17 protein-coding genes, 1 tRNA gene, 2 pseudogenes and 1 riboswitch are annotated in these 19,488 nt (G+C 43.7%); of the genes and pseudogenes, 16 read left to right on the top strand and 4 right to left on the bottom strand.

Annotated features, from left to right (window positions below; genetic code table 11):
* The 4 genes and pseudogenes from ABEV15_RS13970 to metC form a co-directional block, all read left to right on the top strand.
* Positions 1-198 (top strand): annotated as a pseudogene (locus ABEV15_RS13970) (RNA-guided endonuclease TnpB family protein); the annotation flags it as partial.
* 169 nt (positions 199-367) lie between these two features.
* Positions 368-814 (top strand): cupin domain-containing protein, encoded by a 447-nt coding sequence (locus tag ABEV15_RS13965; protein ID WP_498853555.1) that lies wholly within the window; start codon positions 368-370, stop codon positions 812-814.
* A gap of 114 nt (positions 815-928) precedes the next feature.
* A riboswitch (SAM riboswitch) is annotated at positions 929-1,036 on the top strand.
* Between the two features lie 78 nt (positions 1,037-1,114).
* Positions 1,115-2,218 (top strand): methionine biosynthesis PLP-dependent protein, encoded by a 1,104-nt coding sequence (locus ABEV15_RS13960; protein WP_498853554.1) that lies wholly within the window; start codon positions 1,115-1,117, stop codon positions 2,216-2,218.
* Between the two features lie 3 nt (positions 2,219-2,221).
* Entirely contained in the window at positions 2,222-3,361 is a 1,140-nt protein-coding gene (metC, locus tag ABEV15_RS13955; RefSeq protein ID WP_498853553.1) for a cystathionine beta-lyase, read from the top strand.
* 20 nt (positions 3,362-3,381) lie between these two features.
* Here the strand turns inward: metC and ABEV15_RS13950 are convergent, their stop codons facing one another.
* Positions 3,382-3,918, bottom strand: coding sequence for an HD domain-containing protein (locus tag ABEV15_RS13950; protein ID WP_009362746.1), 537 nt, complete (start codon positions 3,916-3,918; stop codon positions 3,382-3,384).
* Between the two features lie 270 nt (positions 3,919-4,188).
* Between ABEV15_RS13950 and ABEV15_RS13945 the strand changes: the two genes are divergently transcribed.
* A tRNA-Val gene (locus ABEV15_RS13945) sits at positions 4,189-4,261 on the top strand.
* A 218-nt stretch (positions 4,262-4,479) separates the two neighbouring features.
* Here ABEV15_RS13945 and ABEV15_RS13940 read toward each other — a convergent pair.
* Together ABEV15_RS13940 and ABEV15_RS13935 are read right to left on the bottom strand one after the other, a co-directional pair.
* The gene (locus tag ABEV15_RS13940) at positions 4,480-6,021 is read right to left on the bottom strand and encodes a solute symporter family protein (protein ID WP_498853552.1); all 1,542 of its coding nucleotides are present in this window, start codon (positions 6,019-6,021) and stop codon (positions 4,480-4,482) included.
* A complete protein-coding gene (locus tag ABEV15_RS13935) occupies positions 6,021-6,356 on the bottom strand; it encodes a DUF485 domain-containing protein (RefSeq protein WP_004891560.1) in 336 nt (111 codons plus the stop codon). The genes ABEV15_RS13940 and ABEV15_RS13935 overlap by 1 nt, the downstream gene beginning before the upstream one ends.
* A gap of 421 nt (positions 6,357-6,777) precedes the next feature.
* Here ABEV15_RS13935 and bcaP point away from each other — a divergent pair, with 421 nt between their 5' ends.
* The 4 genes from bcaP to ABEV15_RS13915 all read left to right on the top strand — a co-directional run bounded on the left by bcaP (position 6,778) and on the right by ABEV15_RS13915 (position 10,588).
* On the top strand, positions 6,778-8,184 hold the full coding sequence (bcaP, locus tag ABEV15_RS13930) for a branched-chain amino acid transporter BcaP (protein WP_498853551.1): 1,407 nt from the start codon (positions 6,778-6,780) through the stop codon (positions 8,182-8,184).
* Between the two features lie 176 nt (positions 8,185-8,360).
* A complete protein-coding gene (locus tag ABEV15_RS13925; protein WP_498853550.1) occupies positions 8,361-9,695 on the top strand; it encodes a hemolysin family protein in 1,335 nt (444 codons plus the stop codon).
* 130 nt (positions 9,696-9,825) lie between these two features.
* A complete protein-coding gene (locus ABEV15_RS13920) occupies positions 9,826-10,431 on the top strand; it encodes a DedA family protein (protein WP_498853549.1) in 606 nt (201 codons plus the stop codon).
* A 13-nt stretch (positions 10,432-10,444) separates the two neighbouring features.
* The gene (locus tag ABEV15_RS13915; RefSeq protein ID WP_498853548.1) at positions 10,445-10,588 is read left to right on the top strand and encodes a hypothetical protein; all 144 of its coding nucleotides are present in this window, start codon (positions 10,445-10,447) and stop codon (positions 10,586-10,588) included.
* A 13-nt stretch (positions 10,589-10,601) separates the two neighbouring features.
* On the opposite strand, the gene ABEV15_RS13910 is transcribed toward ABEV15_RS13915, so the two are convergent.
* Positions 10,602-10,934 carry a helix-turn-helix domain-containing protein gene (locus ABEV15_RS13910; RefSeq protein ID WP_498853547.1) on the bottom strand — a complete coding sequence of 111 codons (333 nt, stop codon included), beginning with the start codon at positions 10,932-10,934 and terminating at the stop codon, positions 10,602-10,604.
* 191 nt (positions 10,935-11,125) lie between these two features.
* On the opposite strand from ABEV15_RS13910, the gene ABEV15_RS13905 reads away from it, so the two are divergent.
* The 7 genes and pseudogenes from ABEV15_RS13905 (at position 11,126) to ytvI (ending at position 19,448) form a co-directional block, all read left to right on the top strand.
* The gene (locus ABEV15_RS13905; RefSeq protein ID WP_498853546.1) at positions 11,126-12,136 is read left to right on the top strand and encodes an asparaginase; all 1,011 of its coding nucleotides are present in this window, start codon (positions 11,126-11,128) and stop codon (positions 12,134-12,136) included.
* A complete protein-coding gene (gene aspA, locus ABEV15_RS13900; RefSeq protein WP_498853545.1) occupies positions 12,137-13,546 on the top strand; it encodes an aspartate ammonia-lyase in 1,410 nt (469 codons plus the stop codon).
* 32 nt (positions 13,547-13,578) lie between these two features.
* Positions 13,579-14,994, top strand: a complete 1,416-nt coding sequence (locus tag ABEV15_RS13895) for an NAD-dependent malic enzyme (RefSeq protein WP_498853544.1) — start codon at positions 13,579-13,581, stop codon at positions 14,992-14,994.
* Between the two features lie 71 nt (positions 14,995-15,065).
* Positions 15,066-15,602: pseudogene (locus ABEV15_RS13890) on the top strand (RpnC/YadD family protein); the annotation flags it as partial.
* A 531-nt stretch (positions 15,603-16,133) separates the two neighbouring features.
* Positions 16,134-17,216, top strand: a complete 1,083-nt coding sequence (locus ABEV15_RS13885) for an N-acetyltransferase DgcN family protein (RefSeq protein ID WP_498853543.1) — start codon at positions 16,134-16,136, stop codon at positions 17,214-17,216.
* A complete protein-coding gene (locus ABEV15_RS13880) occupies positions 17,213-18,313 on the top strand; it encodes an alanine/ornithine racemase family PLP-dependent enzyme (RefSeq protein ID WP_498853542.1) in 1,101 nt (366 codons plus the stop codon). The genes ABEV15_RS13885 and ABEV15_RS13880 overlap by 4 nt, the downstream gene beginning before the upstream one ends.
* A gap of 112 nt (positions 18,314-18,425) precedes the next feature.
* The gene (ytvI, locus tag ABEV15_RS13875; RefSeq protein ID WP_429632800.1) at positions 18,426-19,448 is read left to right on the top strand and encodes a sporulation integral membrane protein YtvI; all 1,023 of its coding nucleotides are present in this window, start codon (positions 18,426-18,428) and stop codon (positions 19,446-19,448) included.
* The last annotated feature ends 40 nt before the right edge of the window (positions 19,449-19,488 follow it).

Raw genomic sequence — 19,488 nt, 5'->3', positions numbered from 1 at the left:
CGATGGCACGAAGTAGACGGACGCAGAGTGCAACGAGATTTATACAGCGCATTTTTAATCATGAATGTGAAAGACAATCGAAAAGAAATAGATAGACACAAATGTTTAGAGAGATGGGATCAATTTATTCGACTGCATGATGAAGAAATCAAACGACTTCATCTTCATCCATATGTCGTAAGTAGTATGGGAATTTAAATGATAAAAAGCGTCTTGAACCGGGCGCACAGGGCGATAAGCACCAGTAAGGTGTTTGCCCATGAAAGTCTTGTGGAACAAGGGTGAGTTCTACACGCAGGTGTACGAGAAACCCTTTTGTACACAAGAACCCCGTGGCTTTAGCCATCGGGAGGTTCAGGTGTATCCAATGTATCCATATCCGGTCATGCCTTATCCGCTTCCGCCAGCAACCGCGAAAGATTACGGACCGAATCCATTTGTTGTTCAAATAGAAGAAGCGACGAAACAAAACAATATGTTTTGTACGACGTTATGGACAGGTACGCATTTACAAGTGACGTTAATGAGCTTGCGTGTCGGGGAGGATATTGGTTTAGAAATTCATCCGGGCGCGGATCAATTTTTACGTATTGAACAAGGCGAAGGGATTGTACGGATGGGGAAAAAGAAAAACGAGCTAACGTTTGAACGACGAGTGGGCGACGGTTCTGCTATTTTTGTCCCTGCTGGAACATGGCATAATGTAATAAACATTGGAAACGTTCCGCTAAAATTGTATTCCATCTATGCACCGCCACAACATCCAGCGGGTACCGTCCATCCGACAAAAGCCGATGCTCTTGCGGCGGAATGAGAGAAAAGACTCGGGGGAAGCCCTCACGTGTTGGAAAAGGATAAAAAATAGTTGCAATTTTGTTGTAAATGATGTACATTAATTAAAAATCAGAAAATTCGATATTGTTTTGCGTTCTTATCGAGAGAAGCGGAGGGACTGGCCCGATGAAGCTTCAGCAACCAGCCGGAAACGGTCAGGTGCTAAATCCAGCGAATTGGCGTTCAATTCGGAAGATAAGAAGAAGCGATTGTCTACGGACAAAAAAAGCCTTCTTCTTTGAAGGCTTTTATTTTTTTAGATTAGAAAGGGAGAGAGCGAATGAGTCATATCGAAACACGGTTAGCGCAAATTGGCAATCGAAGCGAGACAGCGACAGGGACGGTCAATCCGCCAGTATATTTTTCAACGGCGTATCGTCATGAAGGAATCGGACAATCGACAGGGTACGATTACATTCGTACAGGAAACCCGACGAGACGTATTGTCGAGGAGGCGATTGCGCAGTTAGAAGAAGGGGATCAAGGGTTTGCATGTAGCTCAGGCATGGCAGCGATTCAAACGGTGTTTGCGCTGTTTGAAAGCGGCGACCATTTTCTCGTTTCCGCCGACTTATATGGCGGGACGTATCGTTTGTTTGAAAAAGGATGGCGCAAATGCGGCATGACGTTTACATACGTTGATTTTCGCGATCTCGATGCGGTAAAGGCGCATGTGACTGAAAAAACAAAAGCGATTTTTTTAGAAACGCCGACAAATCCGCTCATGCAAGAAGCGGACATCGAAGCGGTCGCGGCGTTTGCGAAACAACATGGGCTGCTTCTTATCGTCGATAATACGTTTTACACCCCTGTACTGCAAAAGCCGCTCACAAAAGGAGCTGATATCGTCATTCATAGCGCGACAAAATATTTAGGAGGACATAACGATGTGCTAGCCGGGCTCATTGTTGCCAAAGGAAAAGAGCTGTGCGAGCAACTCGCGATGTATCATAATGCGATCGGTGCGGTGTTGTCTCCGTTTGATTCATGGCTGTTAATTCGTGGCATGAAGACGCTTGCGCTTCGCATGCGTCAGCACGAACAAAACGCAAAGGCGATATATAAATTTTTAGTCGAACATGAAGATGTGACGGACGTATTGTATCCGGGAAGAGGAGGAATGTTGTCGTTTCGCGTGCGCGATGAAAAGTGGGTGAATGCTTTTTTACGAAGTTTAAAGCTCATTACGTTTGCGGAAAGTTTAGGCGGTGTCGAAAGTTTTATTACGTATCCAGCGACGCAAACGCATATGGATATTCCAGAGGATGTTCGCATCGCAAACGGGGTGTGTAATCGCTTATTGCGTTTTTCTGTCGGCATTGAACATGCGGACGATTTAATTGCCGATTTAACTCAAGCGTTTCAACGCATGAAAGAGGTGTAAAAGATGGATTTACAAACACAACTTGTTCATAATAAATGGCGAATTGATGCGCAAACAGGGGCAGTTAGCGTCCCGATTCATCATGCATCGACGTTTCATCAGTTTGATTTTGATACGTTTGGAAAGTACGATTATAGTCGTTCAGGCAATCCGACGCGCGAGGCGTTGGAGGAAACGATTGCTGAACTTGAGGGGGGAGTCAGCGGATTTGCGTTCGCTTCCGGCATGGCGGCCATTTCTACGGCATTTTTATTGTTGTCAAAAGGTGATCACGTATTAATTACCGATGATGTATATGGAGGGACGTATCGCATCATCACGGACGTATTGAGCCGATTTGGTATTGAGTATACGTTTGTTGATATGACCGATTTAGATGCGGTGGCGCGTCACATTCGTCCGAATACGAAAGTCATTTATATGGAAACGCCATCGAATCCGCTATTGAAAATTACGGATATTCGCGGGGTTGTGAAGCTTGCCAAAGCACATGGCTGTTTGACGTTTTTAGATAATACGTTTGCGACGCCTATTTTGCAACGTCCGCTTGATCTCGGTGTCGATGTCGTTTTGCATAGCGCAACGAAATTTTTAGCGGGGCATAGCGATGTTGTGGCAGGGTTAGCGGTCGTGAAAGACGAGCGGCTCGCAAAAGAGCTTCGGAAGTTGCAGTATTCGTTTGGTGCGGTGCTTGGCGTGCAAGATGCGTGGCTTGTGTTGCGCGGGTTAAAAACGCTTCACGTTCGGTTAGAGCATTCGTCTCGTTCAGCTATGCAATTGGCGCAGTTTTTACATCGTCATCCGAAAGTGGCACATGTGTATTATCCAGGGCTTTCCCATCATGAAGGGCACGTCATTCATCGCGGGCAAGCGCGCGGGTTTGGTGCGGTGCTGTCGTTTGAATTGGAAGATGAACAAGCGGTGCGGACGTTTGTCAAACATGCGCACATTCCGGTATTTGCGGTCAGTTTAGGAGCGGTCGAGTCGATTTTATCGTATCCGGCAAAAATGTCGCACGCGGCGATGCCGAAAGCGGAGCGCCACCGCCGCGGCATTACGGACGGCTTGTTGCGCATAAGTGTTGGATTGGAAGCAATTGATGATTTGCTTGCCGATTTTGAACAGGCATTGTCGTATGTATAGGCTAGGCACACCGCCTAGCCTTAGCTAATTTGGTCGAGGGCATCACGTTGTAGTTGTTGCTCGACCATGCGATCGAGTTGTTGGATTTTTTTCAAGGCGAGTTCATCATCGATTTGGCGATAATGATGTTTGCCACCCGGTTCCTCATCTGCCTCATCAGCAAGTTTGACGATCGTTTGTAGCGGCTTTCGTTTTAATTCTCCTTCTGGAAGATACGAGTCGGTATGAAGCAAAATAGCGAGGGCGATTTCTTTGGCGTGTTGAGGATGTTCTCCGAGTCGAATAAGCAGTTTATGCGCTCGCTCCGCCCCTTTGATCGCATGAATGTCGTTTTGTTTATATGTTTCATAGTCCCATGTTCCGTTTGAGTACCATTCATAATGACCGATATCGTGAAGCAATGCAGCTTTCGTCGCCAAATCGACGTTTACCCCATACTGCAAGGCGAGGCGATACGCATGATATGCGGTCGCAATGGCGTGCGCCACGCCAGAACGTTTTAAATATTTTTGGGTGATGGGGTGAAGGAAGATATCAGTTAATGTGACACGTCTCATAGCTCATCATCCCTTTCAAATGTTTTTCTAATTATCATATCATGTCTGCTTTGCGAAAGGCAATACATATTTTTTCTGTTTTTCCTTCATCGTCTTTGGCAAGGAGACCCCGACTGCAACGACCAAAGGGAGTAAGTGGGGGAGGAATCGCTTTTTTGTCCGCCATTAGCCATTGCGTATGCGATGGCTAAAAATTTTTTAAAAAAGTATTTGACAATGTGGGCGGAGGTGAGTATAATGAAAAATGTGTTCGATAGGACAACAACATACGATTCCGTAGCTCAGCTGGGAGAGCGCCACCTTGACAGGGTGGAGGTCGCTGGTTCGAGCCCAGTCGGAATCATCGAAAAATCCCTTGTGCCAAAAGGCTTCAAGGGATTTTCTATTTTTGGTGAATGGGTGTGACTGCTTGAGGGATTGATTTTCCTCGATCTACTGCTTGAATTTTCGGTTGCTGTTGCTTGTTTATTTGGAAGTAAATTGCATAGAAAAGTTGAAAAGAATCAGAGCAATTTCGCCCTGATTCTTTCAGATGATTGTTTCGGATGTATCGATCGAACATTAATGTGTTAGTTCTTTTATGCCGGTATTTGCTTTGACGAGAATTTCTTCGTATTTTTTCTCGTCTGCTTTTTTCGATGAGAGGAGCGTACCGACAATAGCCCCGATAAAGCCTAACGGAATGGACACAATTCCTGGGTTTGCAAGTTTGAAAATTGGTTCGCCAACGAGAATGGCTACACCAGGCTCTGGTGCCCAAACGTTCGGGCTAAGCGCTACAAGCAAGAGCGAGCTAAACAAGCCGACGAGCATGCCTGTAATGGCGCCTGTTGTATTAAAGCGCTTCCAAAAGATCGTTAATAAAATGATTGGCAAGTTGGCGCTTGCTGCTACGGCGAACGCTAATGCAACGAGGAATGCCACGTTCATTTTTTGAGCAAATAACGCTAATAAAATGGACAATACGGCAACTCCAACTGATGCCCAACGCGCAGCCAACATTTGCTCTCTTTCTGTTGCTTGCCCGTGACGAATAATATGGCTATAAAAGTCGTGGGCAAATGCTGATGCGGCAGATAAAACAAGTCCAGCGACAACGGCTAAAATGGTTGCGAACGCGACCGCAGAAACGAATGCGAACAAGAAGTCGCCGCCTAATGCTTCAGCTAATAATGGTGCAGCCATATTTCCAGCTGGGTTTGCTGCAACGATTTTATCGTAGCCTACAAATACTGCTGCTCCGAATCCTAAGAAAATCGTCATAACATAGAACAATCCGATAATCCACGTTGCATATACGACTGATTTTCGAGCTGTTGGTGCGTCTTTCACTGTAAAGAAACGAATTAAAATGTGTGGAAGTCCTGCTGTACCTAGGATGAGAGCTAAGTTGAGCGAAATGGTGTCAAGTGGATTTTTAAACTTATTGCCTGGATTTAAAAACGCTTCGCCTAACGGTGTTGCTGTTTTTACTTCTTCAAACATTTTGAAAATGCTAAAATCAAATTTCGCAAATACCATGATAGAGATAATGAACGTACCACCCGTTAATAAAACAGCTTTTATAATTTGCACCCAGCTTGTTGCTGTCATTCCGCCGAATACGACATAAACGGTCATCAACGTTCCGACGATTAAGACGGAGTACACATAATCAATACCTAACAAAAGTTTAATGAGGGCGCCTGCGCCGACAAGTTGTGCAATCATGTAAAAAATAGAAATCGAAACGGTGCTTAATGCTGCCACACCGCGCACTTTTTTATCATCAAAACGTGCGGCGATCATGTCTGCCATCGTATACTTCCCTAAGTTGCGAAGCGGCTCCGCAACGATATAAAGAACGACAAGATATGCGACGAGGAAGCCGATGCTGTAGAAAAATCCGTCAAAACCAACTAACGCAATCATTCCGGCAATACCTAGAAATGAGGCAGCTGACATGTAGTCTCCAGCGATTGCTAATCCGTTTTGCCAGCCAGTTAATGAACTGTCGGCTGTGTAAAACTCACTCGTTGTTTTTGTTCGTTTGGAAGCAAAGTACGTAATAATAAGCGTTAATGCAACAATCGCTAAAAATAAGGCGAATGCTAATCCGTTCATTACATGTTGCCTCCTTTTACTTCTTGTTTCATTTTTTCAACGATTTCATCAAAACGTGCGGCGCGTTTAGAGTACAACATGCAAAGCACCCATGTCATGATGAATTGAGCGAAAGCGAACACCCAAGCCCAGCTAATGGAGCCGAATGCTGGAGTGTTAAGCACAGTTGAATACGATGTTAAAATCGGCAACGTAAAATAAAACGCTAAAAAGAACAATGAGAAAGGCAAAATGAATCCGCGTTTTTCACGCATAAGCTGTTGGAAAGAAGCTGATTGAACGACTTTGCTATAGTCAATCGTTTGCTGCTGAGAAGAAAATTCTTTCAAAGCCATGATTTTAACCCCCTCTTACAAATATTTTTTGATTTTGATGGACAAGATAAAAGTAATGCGATCCTCCTTTCATTTCGTTTTCATAAGTATGACACATTATGTTCACAAATATGTCACAATTTCATTATTCATTATACATTTATCCGAAAAATTAGTAAATTAAAAATTTAAAGAAAATTATTTATTATTTAACTATTTTTTAATAGAAAAACAACTGAAACTATTTTTATAAAATTAAAATAATAATTTATTTTCTGATAAATAAGATGATTTTCGTGTTTAGGAGGTAGGGTTGTGAAAAAAGAAAAGTAATCGGACTATTTCTTTATTTTTCAACTTTACAAAAATTATCGAATAGTGTACAATTTCAGACGTATGACTTCTGCAACATTCGACAAAAAACGACAAGGGGAGACAGCGGATGAATTTATTCAGAAAGAAATCGATTGATGCCCTTCTGAGAGAAGCAGGAGGAAAAGGGGCATCGCTAAAAAAAGAATTAGGTGCATTGGATTTAACGATGCTCGGAATTGGTGCGATCATCGGTACGGGAATTTTCGTACTTACAGGGGTAGCGGCAGCAGAACATGCTGGGCCAGCACTTGTTCTTTCATTTATTCTTTCCGGTCTTGCGTGCGTGTTTGCGGCACTTTGTTATGCAGAATTTGCATCGACTGTTCCGGTATCGGGAAGTGCGTATACGTATAGCTACGCAGCTTTTGGTGAATTAATTGCTTGGATTTTAGGTTGGGACTTAATTTTAGAGTACGGGGTCGCTGCTTCTGCCGTTGCGGTAGGATGGTCCGGTTATTTCCAAGGGTTGTTAGCAGGTTTTGGTATCGAACTTCCAAAAGCGCTCACAAACGCTTACGACCCAGAAAAAGGAACATTTATTGACTTACCAGCCATTTTAATCGTTTTATTTATTACGTTCTTATTAACGCGTGGAATAAGAAAATCGGCTCGCTTTAATGCGGTGATGGTAGTTATTAAAGTTGCGGTTATATTATTGTTCCTTGCGGTTGGCGTATGGTATGTGAAGCCAGAAAACTGGACGCCATTTATGCCGTACGGTTTCTCAGGCGTTGCGGCAGGAGCTGCGACAGTATTTTTCGCATACATTGGATTTGACGCCGTTTCTACTGCTGCGGAAGAAGTGAAAAATCCACAACGCAATATGCCAATCGGAATTATCGCATCACTTTTAATTTGTACGTTATTGTACATTGCCGTTTCACTCGTACTAACAGGTATTGTCCCGTATGATCAGCTAGGCGTAAAAAATCCGGTAGCATTTGCTTTAGAATACATCCAACAAGATTGGGTCGCTGGATTTATTTCACTTGGAGCAATTACAGGAATTACAACAGTATTGCTCGTTATGATGTACGGTCAAACTCGTTTATTCTATGCAATTAGCCGTGACGGATTGTTGCCAAAAGTATTTTCACGTGTTAGCCCAGTTAGACAAGTTCCGTTTGTGAACACATGGGTAACAGGTTTATTAGTTTCGTTCTTTGCAGGAGTTGTACCATTAAATAAACTTGCAGAATTAACAAATATCGGAACATTGTTCGCGTTTATCGTCGTTTCAGCGGGTGTTCTTGTTTTACGTAAAACGCAACCAGATTTAAAACGGGCGTTTAAAACACCGCTCGTTCCACTTGTGCCATTATTGGCGATAGCGTTCTGCAGCTATTTAGTGCTTCAATTGCCGTTAACGACGTGGATCAGTTTCGTGACTTGGTTATTAATTGGTCTTGTGATTTACTTCATCTACGGACGCAAACATAGCACGCTGAATGAAAAAGCTTCTGCTAGCGAATAATGAACAAAGGTCTTTGCTACACGTTAGCAAAGACCTTTTTATATCGAGTCAAAGTTGACTATGTAGTTGTTTTTTTATATCCTTTTGTTTAAGGTTGTGCAATATGTTGGATTCTATAAATAAGTAGTAAGCAGGAGGTGAACTCTCTAGCTGCTTATATGCAGGTAGAGGCTTAGTTGGAAATATTTAATTTGTTGATGATTGTGTTTTTAATTGCATTAACAGCGTTTTTTGTGGCTTCGGAATTTGCGATCGTTAAAGTGCGGAGTACTCAAATTGACCGGCTTGTTATGGAAGGAAACCGAAATGCGGTAGCTGCCAAGCGAGTCGTGACGAACTTAGATGAATATTTATCTGCTTGTCAGCTTGGGATTACTATTACTGCATTAGGGCTCGGATGGCTGGGAGAGCCGACGGTCGAGCATTTGCTGAAACCTATATTCGAACAAATGCGTTTGAATGAGTCTTTAGCTTCTTTTCTTTCCTTTGCTATTGCATTTTCCTCCATTACCTTTTTGCATGTTGTTGGTGGTGAATTAGCCCCGAAAACATTGGCGATTCAAAAGGCAGAAACGATTACGTTGCTATGTGCAAGACCTTTAATTTTTTTCTATAAAATCATGTATCCGTTTATTTGGACATTAAACGGTTCGGCTAGAGCCATCATTAAGCTGTTCGGACTAAAACCGGCATCTGAACATGAAATGTCCCATTCCGAAGAAGAACTGCGGCTCATTTTGTCTGAAAGTCATAAACGTGGGGAAATCAACACGTCGGAATATAAATATATGAACAATATTTTTGAGTTCGATGACCGGACTGCTAAGGAAATTATGGTCCCTCGCACAGAAATTGTCGCTTTGGACATTAATGATGCGATTGTAGACCATCTTGAAATTATGAAGAAAGAAAAGTATACGCGCTATCCCGTAATGCGAGGGGATAAAGATCATATTATCGGCATGGTAAACATAAAGGAAATTTTAACGGATTGTATTACAAATCCTCATGCTATTGAGAAAAAGTTAGATGACTACGTTCGCCCGATCATTCAAGTCATTGAGTCGATTCCGATTCACGATTTGTTAGTTCAAATGCAACGGGAGCGTCTGCATATGGCCATTTTAATTGATGAATACGGTGGAACGGCAGGTCTTGTGACCGTTGAGGATATACTAGAAGAAATCGTCGGGGAAATTCAAGATGAGTTCGATGTTGACGAAGTGCCAATGATCCGCAAAGTTAACGATCATACGATTATTGTAGATGGAAAAGTATTGATTGACGAAGTAAATGATTTACTAGGCACGGACATAGATGAAACGGATGTGGACACGATCGGCGGCTGGATTTTAATGAAAAAATTTGACATTCAACAAGGGGAAGCATACACGTATGGCGATTACGAATTTAAAGTGGTGAAAATCGAAGGGCGCCATATTCAACTCGTACAAATTACGAAACGGACAGACGTCCCGTTGGTAAGAGAACAAGAAGAAATGATGCAATAATTAGTGCTCCCATCATCGAAAAGACCTTTACTATCGTTGAGTAAAGGTCTTTATTTATGTGCTTGGTCATATTATAATATTGTAGTCTTTGAAATTCATTCATCACAAGGTCTATGAGATGAGGTGGGTTATGGAAAATTGGATTATACATATTATAGAACAATACGGGTACATCGGCATTCTCTTTTTAATTGCGTTGGAAAACGTATTTCCCCCGATCCCTTCTGAAGTGATTTTAACTTTTGGCGGATTCATGACGACGAAAACGAATTTAACGATCGGTGGCGTAGTAGTTGCATCGACGCTAGGTTCTGTGCTTGGGGCTGCAATCCTTTACGGTGTCGGTTCGTTGATGGATATTGAGCGGCTCGGAAAAATCGTTGACAAATGGGGACATATTCTCCGCCTGACGAAAAAAGATGTCGATCATGCGAATGCTCGCTTTTTAAAATACGGGGTGTGGGCGGTATTTTTATGCCGTTTTATTCCTTTAATAAGAAGTTTAATTTCCATCCCGGCTGGCATGGCGCGCATGAAATTTAGCCTCTTTTTATTGTTAACAACGATTGGTACAGCCATTTGGAATATTGTACTCATTAAAATTGGCGCGATGGTTGGCGAATCGTGGGAAAATATTGTCGAGTATATGAACATGTATTCACATGCTGTTTATGCGTTGTTAATCGTTCTTTTTATTGCTTTTATTGTGTGGTTAATGAAAAAGAAAAGAGCCTAAATAAAAATAACCGATGGAGGAAGAAGAAAAAAGCTGGGAAGACGAACTGTTGCTCAGCGAAGAAGCGCGTTGCGTGTTGTGCCGCATGTTACAGCTTGATGAGCCGTATGTATCTGTTGAACGGCTAGCGCGCGATGTCGCATACGTGATGAAGTAGGCGTTGTTGACGCCTATTTTTTATGTTTTTCAAATTCGCGTTTCGCACGAATGAATGCGACGAGCTGAATGATCTCGTCTTCCGTTAACCGTTCGCCGTCTACGGTAATATGGCATGTGACGGTGGTGAGCTCGGTCGTTGGACGTTCTTCGTCGGTTGCGCCAAGCAAATAATCGGTCGTTGTCCCAAACAAGACGGCAAGCTCTTTTACCGCTTCGAGCGATGGTTGGCGGTAGCCGGATTCGTAGCCGGCATATGTGCTTTTCGCAATATTGAGTTGATCAGCGATAAATTGCAGAGACCATTGTTTCTTTTTTCGCAACTCCGATAATCGTTTTGAAATCATCGTGTTTCTCTCCCCTATCGTTCATTTCGCTCCGTTCGCGAAACGAATAAAAATACTTGTTGTTTTCTTTTTTTCTGAATATAATTGAAACGTAGGTACGCGAATCGCGAACAATTTTATTTATAGTTTACACTACATGACACAAACAATACAATAGATGACTTAAAATCGCCATATTTGAGGTGACGATGATGAAAAAAATTTTGTTGCTTGCGACAGGCGGCACAATTGCTTCCGTGCCGAGCGAAGAAGGATTGACACCGAAACTAACCGCAAAAGAATTAACAAGCTACATTACGATCGAAAATCAGCCGTATCGGTTACATAGTCAAATTTTAATGAACATCGATAGCACGAATATGCAGCCAGAACATTGGCGAGACATTGCGGAGGCGATTTATACACATTACGACCAATACGATGGTTTCGTCGTCACACATGGGACAGATACGATGGCGTATACGGCGGCCGCGTTGTCATATATGCTTCAAAACAGCCAAAAACCGATTGTGTTAACTGGCTCACAAGTGCCGATCGGTTTTCCGAAGACGGATGCGAAAAAAAATATACGCGATGCGCTCCGTTTTGCGTGTGAAGACGTCGGAGGGGTGTTTGTCGTCTTCGATGGGCGCGTCATTTTAGGAACGAGAGCAGTCAAAATGCGGACGAAAAGTTATGACGCATTTGAAAGCATTAACCATCCGTACGTCGCCTATATTCACGGGGAAACGATTCATTATCAATACGAGCTACAAAAGCCAAATGGGCACGTGCAGTTTGACCCGTCGCTTTGCCCAGACGTGTTTTTATTGAAGCTTCATCCAGGGACAAAACCAGAAATATTCGATTACATTCGCCATTTATATCGCGGTGTGATTATTGAAAGTTTTGGAAGCGGGGGCGTGCCGTTTCAAGGGCGCAACTTGCTGCCGAAAATCAAAGAATTGATCGACGACGGAAAAGCGGTCGTCATTACGACGCAATGTTTAGAAGAAGGGGAAGATTTAACATTATATGAAGTTGGGCGGAAAGTGGCGCAAAACACAGTTATTTTATCAGGGGATATGAATACGGAAGCGATCGTACCGAAACTGATGTGGGCGTTAGGAAAAACGACCAATTTGATGGAAATTAAAAACATGATGGAAACGCCAATCGCAAACGACATGACAAAAAAACATGAAGAAAGTTGGGAGGCATAGATGTTGCAAACGAAAGCAGTACGACTTGAACGAGATTTGCTTGGCGAAAAAGAAATTCCATACGATGCGTATTACGGCATTCAAACGATGCGTGCCGCAGAAAACTTCCCGATTACCGGGTATCGTCTCCATCGCGAACTCATTCAAGCGATGGCGATCGTGAAAAAAGCGGCGGCGCTCGCGAATATGGAAACAGGTCAACTTCCGCGGCGCATCGGTGAAGCGATCGTGAAAGCAGCCGAGGAAGTGATCGCAGGACAATGGCACGATCAATTTATCGTCGACCCGATTCAAGGTGGCGCAGGAACGTCCATCAACATGAACACAAACGAAGTGATCGCGAATCGCGCACTTGAATGGTTAGGGGAGCGAAAAGGAAATTATCATATCATTAGTCCAAACACGCACGTCAATATGTCGCAATCAACAAACGATGTGTTTCCGACTGCCATTCATATTGCGGTGCTGAAGATGATCGATCAACTGCTTCAGACGATGGAACATATGCACGATGTGTTTGCCGATAAAGCGAAGCAGTTTGATCATGTCATTAAAATGGGGCGGACGCATTTACAAGATGCTGTTCCGATTCGGCTCGGACAAGAATTTGAAGCGTATCGTCGCGTCGTAAAGCGCGACATGGAGCGCATTGCCCATTCGCGCCAACATTTGTACGAAGTCAATATTGGTGCAACGGCGGTCGGAACGGGATTAAATGCCGATCCCGCCTATATTGAGCGCGTCATTTTTCATCTCGTTCGTTTGACCGACTTGCCGCTTGTGCGTGCAGCACATCTCGTCGATGCGACGCAAAATACAGATGCTTATACGGAAGTGTCAGCCGCTTTAAAAATATGTATGATTAATATGTCAAAAATCGCAAACGATCTTCGTCTCATGGCGTCTGGTCCGCGGGCGGGGTTAGGGGAAATTACGTTGCCTGCTCGTCAGCCGGGATCATCGATTATGCCGGGGAAAGTGAATCCGGTTATGGCGGAAGTCGTCAACCAAGTGGCGTTTCAAGTGATCGGTAATGACCAAACGATTTGTTTAGCGTCAGAAGCAGGACAGCTCGAGCTAAACGTCATGGAGCCGGTGCTTGTGTTTAACTTACTTCAGTCGCTTCATATGATGGACAACGTGTTTCGTGTGTTTACAGATTATTGTTTAGCTGGCATTGAAGCGAACGAAGAGCGAATGAAGCAACACGTCGAAAATAGCATCGGCGTCATTACGGCAGTCAATCCGTACATCGGCTACGAAGCGGCATCGCGCATCGCAAAAGAAGCGCTTCACACAGGAAAATCGGTGCGTGAATTATGCATCGAGCACGATTTGTTGAGCGAGCAACAACTGAACGCCATTTTAGACCCGTATGCCATGACAAGTCCGGGCATTGCAGGAAAATAACATGAAGCGATAGAGAAAAGGAAGGGTACAACATGTCAAGCGGAGCAAACATGCACATTACGATTCGATTACAATTTGCGAAAAACGTCGTCTCTTTTAGCGACATTGCCACCGCAATTGGACAAGCTGGTGGAGATATTGTCGGCATTGACGTCATTTCCTCAAGCAAAACGCATACAGTGCGCGATATTACGGTGAGCGTTCTTGATTCGAAGCACGCGGACGTTGTCGTCGATACGTTGCGACAAACAGCGGGCGTGAAAGTTATTCACGTTTCTGACCGCACGTTTTTAATGCATATTGGCGGAAAAATTGAAGTGAGATCGAAAATTCCGATTAAAACGCGTGACGATTTGGCGCGCGTATATACGCCGGGAGTGGCGCGCATATGTACGGCGATTGCCGAAGATCCAACAAAAGCGTATTCGTTAACGATTAAACGAAATACGGTGGCGGTCATTTCAGACGGAACGGCAGTATTAGGACTTGGCGACATTGGACCGTATGCGGCGATGCCGGTCATGGAAGGAAAAGCGATGTTGTTTAAACAACTCGCGGGTGTCGATGCGTTTCCGATTTGTTTAGATACGAAAGATACAGATGAAATTGTGCAAATCGTCAAAGCGATCGCCCCGGCGTTTGGCGGTATTAATTTAGAAGATATCGCTGCGCCACGTTGTTTTGAAATTGAAGAACGGTTAAAACAAGAGCTCGATATTCCTGTTTTTCATGATGACCAGCACGGTACAGCTGTTGTCTTGCTTGCCGGTTTATTAAATGCGTTAAAAATTGTAGATAAAAAGATTGAAGATATTAAAGTTGTTTTAACAGGCATCGGCGCGGCAGGCATCGCCTGCACAAAAATATTGTTAGCAGCGGGTGTGAAAAACATTATCGGTGTTGATCGCCAAGGGGCGATTCATCGTGGCGTACAATATGACAATCCGTATTGGAACGAATATGCAAACATGACGAATCCGGAAAATATAAGCGGAACGCTTTCAGACGTTATCGCCGGGGCGGACGTATTTATTGGTGTATCCGCACCAGGCATTTTAACGGTAGAAGATGTGAAAAAAATGGCGAAAGATCCGATCGTTTTTGCGATGGCCAACCCTGTGCCAGAAATTGATCCAGAGCTTGCGGAACCGTATGTGCGCGTCATGGCGACAGGCCGATCTGACTATCCAAATCAAATTAATAATGTTCTTTGCTTCCCTGGCATTTTCCGCGGGGCGTTGGACTGCCGCGCCATCGAAATTAACGAAGAAATGAAACTCGCTGCAGCCGAAGCGATCGCTTCTGTCGTCACCGAAGAAGAATTAAGCGAAACGTACATTATCCCAAGCGTCTTTAACAACAAAGTCGCAGAACGCGTGCGCGAAGCCGTTATGAGAGCCGCATACAAAACCGGCGTCGCCCGCAAAGACGATATGATGTTTCGATAAAAACATGGCGTGATTGCGCCATGTTTTTTGTTTCAAGAAGTTCTTTCATTGTTACAACAAATGTTAGAAGCAAAAATATTGTACCGATTGCTGTATTTAGCTACGATCCGATCCGCGACGAACGATCTACATTTATGATCCACTTTCCTTTTGGCAAAGTCCTCGATTTTCATTTTTTCACTGTGGAACTTCGGAAACAAAACTGGCGCAACTACATCCGCCAAGACAACCCGATCGCCGCTGCATTGTTAAGCAAGATGGGTTATACTGAAAGTGAACGGGTAGAACTGAAAAAACAATTTTTACGCATGCTTGTCCGAATGGAATTAGACGAAGCGAAACAACGGTTATTGTTTGGCTTTTTTGAAACATATGTGAAATTATCAGATGAAGAAGAACGAAGGCTGCGAAGCGAGGTGAATGAAATGGAGACGAAAGAAAAAGAACAAGTGATGGAGTTGATTATTTCGTATGAACGGCAAGGAATGAGACAAGGCATGAAGCATCTTATCCAAACGATGGCAAAAAAAGGGATGAGCGTCAAAGATATTGCAAACGTCACAGACCTTACGGAAGAAGAAGTACGGGAGCTGTTAGAAAAGGAATAAGTAATTTGTGTATTATTTCACAGCTGTCGTCGACCTCCAATCTTGCAAAAACCCCGGGGGATCGACGACAATTTGTTTTTTGCAACTTTTTTAGACGTATCAACGCATCAAGACGATTGACAGAATTTTCGAATGTATGTATAATGACATTGTATAGCTTTTCCATGTGTTGATTTATCAACACTTTTTGGGATTTGTATCGTACCTATGAGGAATTGAAACACGATATTGCGGAATGTTTCATTTTTCGCAAATGTCACTGATTTGTATCGTACCTATGAGGAATTGAAACTATGAGAATGTGAAAGGTTGGCGATACAACGCGGATCATTTGTATCGTACCTATGAGGAATTGAAACTACAGCTTTTATGTGCTGGTTTTTTTCGTATAGGTTTGACAGGTACCATTTCACTTTTTCTTCAAAATTCGTTATAATGAAAAATAGAGAACATCTTTCTTTCCGATGACGGTAAAGTGAGATGTTTTTTTCATGGGGACATTGATTTCACAAAGAAATGGAGGGATTTCTGATGAAGAAATACGCCATTGTGTATTGTGAACATCAATTTGGTTCCATGGATGGAAAAACAGCGAATGGGCTTGTGCGCGATTCTGGATTGTATGAGATCGTTGCAGTCATTGATTCGACAAAAGCTGGTCAAGATGCCGGAGAGGTGCTTGATCAAAAGAAAAATGGCATTCCGATTTGTAAAAACCTTCAAGATGCAATAGCCTCCGCAAAAGAAAAACCGAACTACTTCATCTTAGGAATTGCTCCAGCGAACGCTTTTCTCAAAAAAGAAGAACGCCAAGTAATCATCGAAGCAATGGAAGCAGGCATGCACATCATTAATCCACTTCAAGAGTTTTTAACAGAAGATGAAGAAATGATGACGATGGCGAAGCGCTACGGGGTAACGATTCGCGACGTTCGCAAACCGCGTCCGAAAAAAGAATGGACGTTGTTTACGGGACGTATTTTGCAAGTGAAAACGCCAATTGTGGCGGTGCTCGGGACAGACGGCGCGTGCGGAAAGCGGACGACAGCGATGATCGTCGCAAAAGAAATGCAAAAGCGCGGCTACAAAACTGCATTCGTTGCGACAGGGCAAACAGGCTTAATTCAAGGCGCTTCGTACGGATTTGCGATGGACGCGTTTCCGCTTCAATATATGATCGGTGAACTTGAGCGGGAAATCGTGCGCGCATATGAAACAGAACGTCCAGATATTATTATCGTTGAAGGCCAAGGGGCGCTTAGCCATCCAGCTTATGTGAGCTCGGCAGGCATTTTAAAAGGAGCGCGGCCGCAAGCAGTTATTTTACAACACCCACCGAAGCGAAAAGTGCTTGGCGACTTCCCGTTTGTTGAGATGCCGACGGTAGAAAGCGAAATTGCATTAATTGAACATTTCGGAAAGACGAAAGTCGTTGCGATCACGTTAAATCATGAAGGTATGACAGATGACGAACTAAAACAAACCATTTACGAATACGAACGAAAATTCCGTATGCCAGTAACTGACGTATTAAAATACGGAGCGGATAAAGTCGTTGATCGTCTCATCGACTATTTCCCATCTTTACAAAAACATGAGGTGGCAGTATCATGACGCCGAGAGTCGAAATTGACTTGCGGAAAATTCGTCATAATGCTGCAACGTTAAAAAAATGGTGCGAAGAAAAAGGAATTCAAATGACAGCTGTCGTCAAAGGGGTGGGCGGAGATGTGCAAATTGCGCGCGCCCTTGTCGATAGCGGCATCACAAGTTTAGCGGATACGAAAGTCGAGCGCATCGCAAAATTAAAATCAGCGCAAATTCCAGCAACGTATATGCTTATTCGCACGCCTGCGCTAAGCGAAGTGAGCCAAGTCGTTCAACATGTCGATGTGAGCGCTCAATCGGAAATCGACGTCGTGCGTGCCATCTCTGCAGAAGCGGTGAAGCAAAACAAAACGCATGCGATCATCGTCATGGTTGAAATGGGCGACTTGCGCGAAGGCGTCATGCCGAAAGATGTGCCGGCGTTTATTGAACAAATCTTGCAGTTGCCAAACATTCAAGTGGTCGGCATCGGGGCGAATTTCGCCTGCTTTGGTGGCGTTATTCCGACCGATCAAAAAATGCGTGAACTTTCGTCTCTCGCCAAATACATTCAAAAAGAATATTCGTTATTGTTACGGTACGTATCTGGTGGCAACTCCGCAAACTATTATTGGCTAAAACAGACGAAAGACGTCGGAGCGATTAACCATCTTCGTTTTGGCGAAGCGATTTTTTTAGGACGCGAGACGATCCGTGGGGCTGCGATCCCTAACTTATATCAAGATGCGTTTTGTTTAGTGGCAGAAGTGATTGAAGTAAAAACGAAGCCGTCTGTTCCGTACGGTGTACAAAGTCGCAATGCATTTGGCGAAACACCGACGTTTCAAGAGCGCGGTATGATGAAACGCGCGATTGTCGGCATCGGTCGCCAAGATGTGCACGCCAATGGATTAACGCCGCTTGCCCCCGTTGAAATCATCGGATCAAGCAGCGACCATATTATTGTTGATGCGACACACACTGATATTCAAGTCGGTGATCACATTCGCTTTGCGGTTGACTACGGTGCAATGATTTCGCTTATGACGTCTCCATATGTTCAAAAAACGTATGTGCAAACGGATGAAAAAAATGGTCGTTTTCCGACAAAAACGTCGGCGTAAACAAGCCAGCGCATTAGGCGCTGTTTTTTTTTTCGATAGGTGACAGGAAGCGCGAGGATGTTATATTATGATAAAGTAGGAATCGAAAAAGAAATGGGTTGAGTGAAGCATGATGAAAAAGTGGCTTGTTCTTGCACTGTTGGCAGCAATCGCGTTTTTTTTGCTTCCGTACAGTTTACCGCTCGTGTTTGCGTTCTTTACCGCCCTTCTCCTTGAGCCGGGAGTACAAAAGCTGCAAAAAAGCGGATTGAAACGAATCCACGCAGTAACGATTACGTTTATGCTCTTTTTGCTTGCGATGGGAGGGCTTGCTTATTTTGTTGTTGCGATTCTCGTTAAACAGACGATGATGTTTTCGCAAAAAATGCCGCTTCTTTTATCGGAAATTACCGCAGTTGTCAACGAGCTCATTCAAAAATGGCAGTCGTATTCTAGCGACATTCCGCGTGAAATCATTACATCGCTCGAAAATAGCGTCGAAACGGTGAAAAATATGCTTTTGTCGTTTGCGACAAATTTGACGCAAGCGATGATTGGCTATTTGACGAAAATTCCAGAATTTTTAATTCATTTTCTCGTCTATTTAGTTGCGCTTTTTCTCATTAGTCTCGATTGGCCGCGGCTCAAAAAAGCGCTCGAAAAACATTTGTCCGAGCGTACAAAGCAACGGTTGACAATCATTATAACGCAGCTAAGCCGTGCAGGTGTCGGCTTTATTAAAGCGCAGTTTTTATTGAGCGTCATTACGTTTTTGCTTGCGTTAGGCGGCTTGCTTATGTTAAGGGTCGATTATCCGATTCTTTTTTCCTTGTTAATTGTCGTTGTCGATATTTTGCCGATTTTAGGGACAGGTTCGGTGTTAGTGCCATGGGGAATTTTTCATATTGCCAACGGACATAGCGCGACAGGCATCGGGTTAATTGTCCTATTTGTCGCCATTACGGTCATCCGCCGAACAATCGAACCGAAAATTTTCTCGTCGAACTTAGGCATTAGTCCGCTCGCCGCATTAGTAAGCGTCTACTTAGGATTCCGCCTCCTTGGCTTTCTTGGACTGTTTGTCGGCCCTGCCATCGTCATTGTTATTGAAGCGATGGTAAAAGCAGGGATTATTAAATTCACATTTAAACTGTGACAAGCTGACGACATGTCAGCTTTTTTAGTGTGCTCGGCAT

Source organism: Bhargavaea massiliensis, from assembly GCF_050480245.1.
Taxonomy (GTDB): domain Bacteria; phylum Bacillota; class Bacilli; order Bacillales; family Anoxybacillaceae; genus Anoxybacillus.
Note: the sequence above shows the minus strand (reverse complement) of the source record. Positions and strands in the feature narration are given on the sequence as shown.

Excerpts from the sequence above, each read along its gene's own strand:
- metC (WP_498853553.1), top strand. The coding sequence starts at position 2,222 with ATGGATTTACAAACACAACTTGTTCATAATAAATGGCGAATTGATGCG.
- ABEV15_RS13895 (WP_498853544.1), top strand. The coding sequence starts at position 13,579 with ATGTCAAGCGGAGCAAACATGCACATTACGATTCGATTACAATTTGCG.
- ABEV15_RS13915 (WP_498853548.1), top strand. The coding sequence starts at position 10,445 with ATGGAGGAAGAAGAAAAAAGCTGGGAAGACGAACTGTTGCTCAGCGAA.
- ABEV15_RS13920 (WP_498853549.1), top strand. The coding sequence starts at position 9,826 with ATGGAAAATTGGATTATACATATTATAGAACAATACGGGTACATCGGC.
- ABEV15_RS13940 (WP_498853552.1), bottom strand. The coding sequence starts at position 6,021 with ATGAACGGATTAGCATTCGCCTTATTTTTAGCGATTGTTGCATTAACG.
- bcaP (WP_498853551.1), top strand. The coding sequence starts at position 6,778 with ATGAATTTATTCAGAAAGAAATCGATTGATGCCCTTCTGAGAGAAGCA.
- ABEV15_RS13885 (WP_498853543.1), top strand. The coding sequence starts at position 16,134 with ATGAAGAAATACGCCATTGTGTATTGTGAACATCAATTTGGTTCCATG.
- ABEV15_RS13905 (WP_498853546.1), top strand. The coding sequence starts at position 11,126 with ATGAAAAAAATTTTGTTGCTTGCGACAGGCGGCACAATTGCTTCCGTG.
- ABEV15_RS13935 (WP_004891560.1), bottom strand. The coding sequence starts at position 6,356 with ATGGCTTTGAAAGAATTTTCTTCTCAGCAGCAAACGATTGACTATAGC.
- aspA (WP_498853545.1), top strand. The coding sequence starts at position 12,137 with ATGTTGCAAACGAAAGCAGTACGACTTGAACGAGATTTGCTTGGCGAA.
- ABEV15_RS13960 (WP_498853554.1), top strand. The coding sequence starts at position 1,115 with ATGAGTCATATCGAAACACGGTTAGCGCAAATTGGCAATCGAAGCGAG.
- ABEV15_RS13965 (WP_498853555.1), top strand. The coding sequence starts at position 368 with ATGTATCCATATCCGGTCATGCCTTATCCGCTTCCGCCAGCAACCGCG.
- ABEV15_RS13950 (WP_009362746.1), bottom strand. The coding sequence starts at position 3,918 with ATGAGACGTGTCACATTAACTGATATCTTCCTTCACCCCATCACCCAA.
- ABEV15_RS13910 (WP_498853547.1), bottom strand. The coding sequence starts at position 10,934 with ATGATTTCAAAACGATTATCGGAGTTGCGAAAAAAGAAACAATGGTCT.
- ytvI (WP_429632800.1), top strand. The coding sequence starts at position 18,426 with ATGAAAAAGTGGCTTGTTCTTGCACTGTTGGCAGCAATCGCGTTTTTT.
- ABEV15_RS13880 (WP_498853542.1), top strand. The coding sequence starts at position 17,213 with ATGACGCCGAGAGTCGAAATTGACTTGCGGAAAATTCGTCATAATGCT.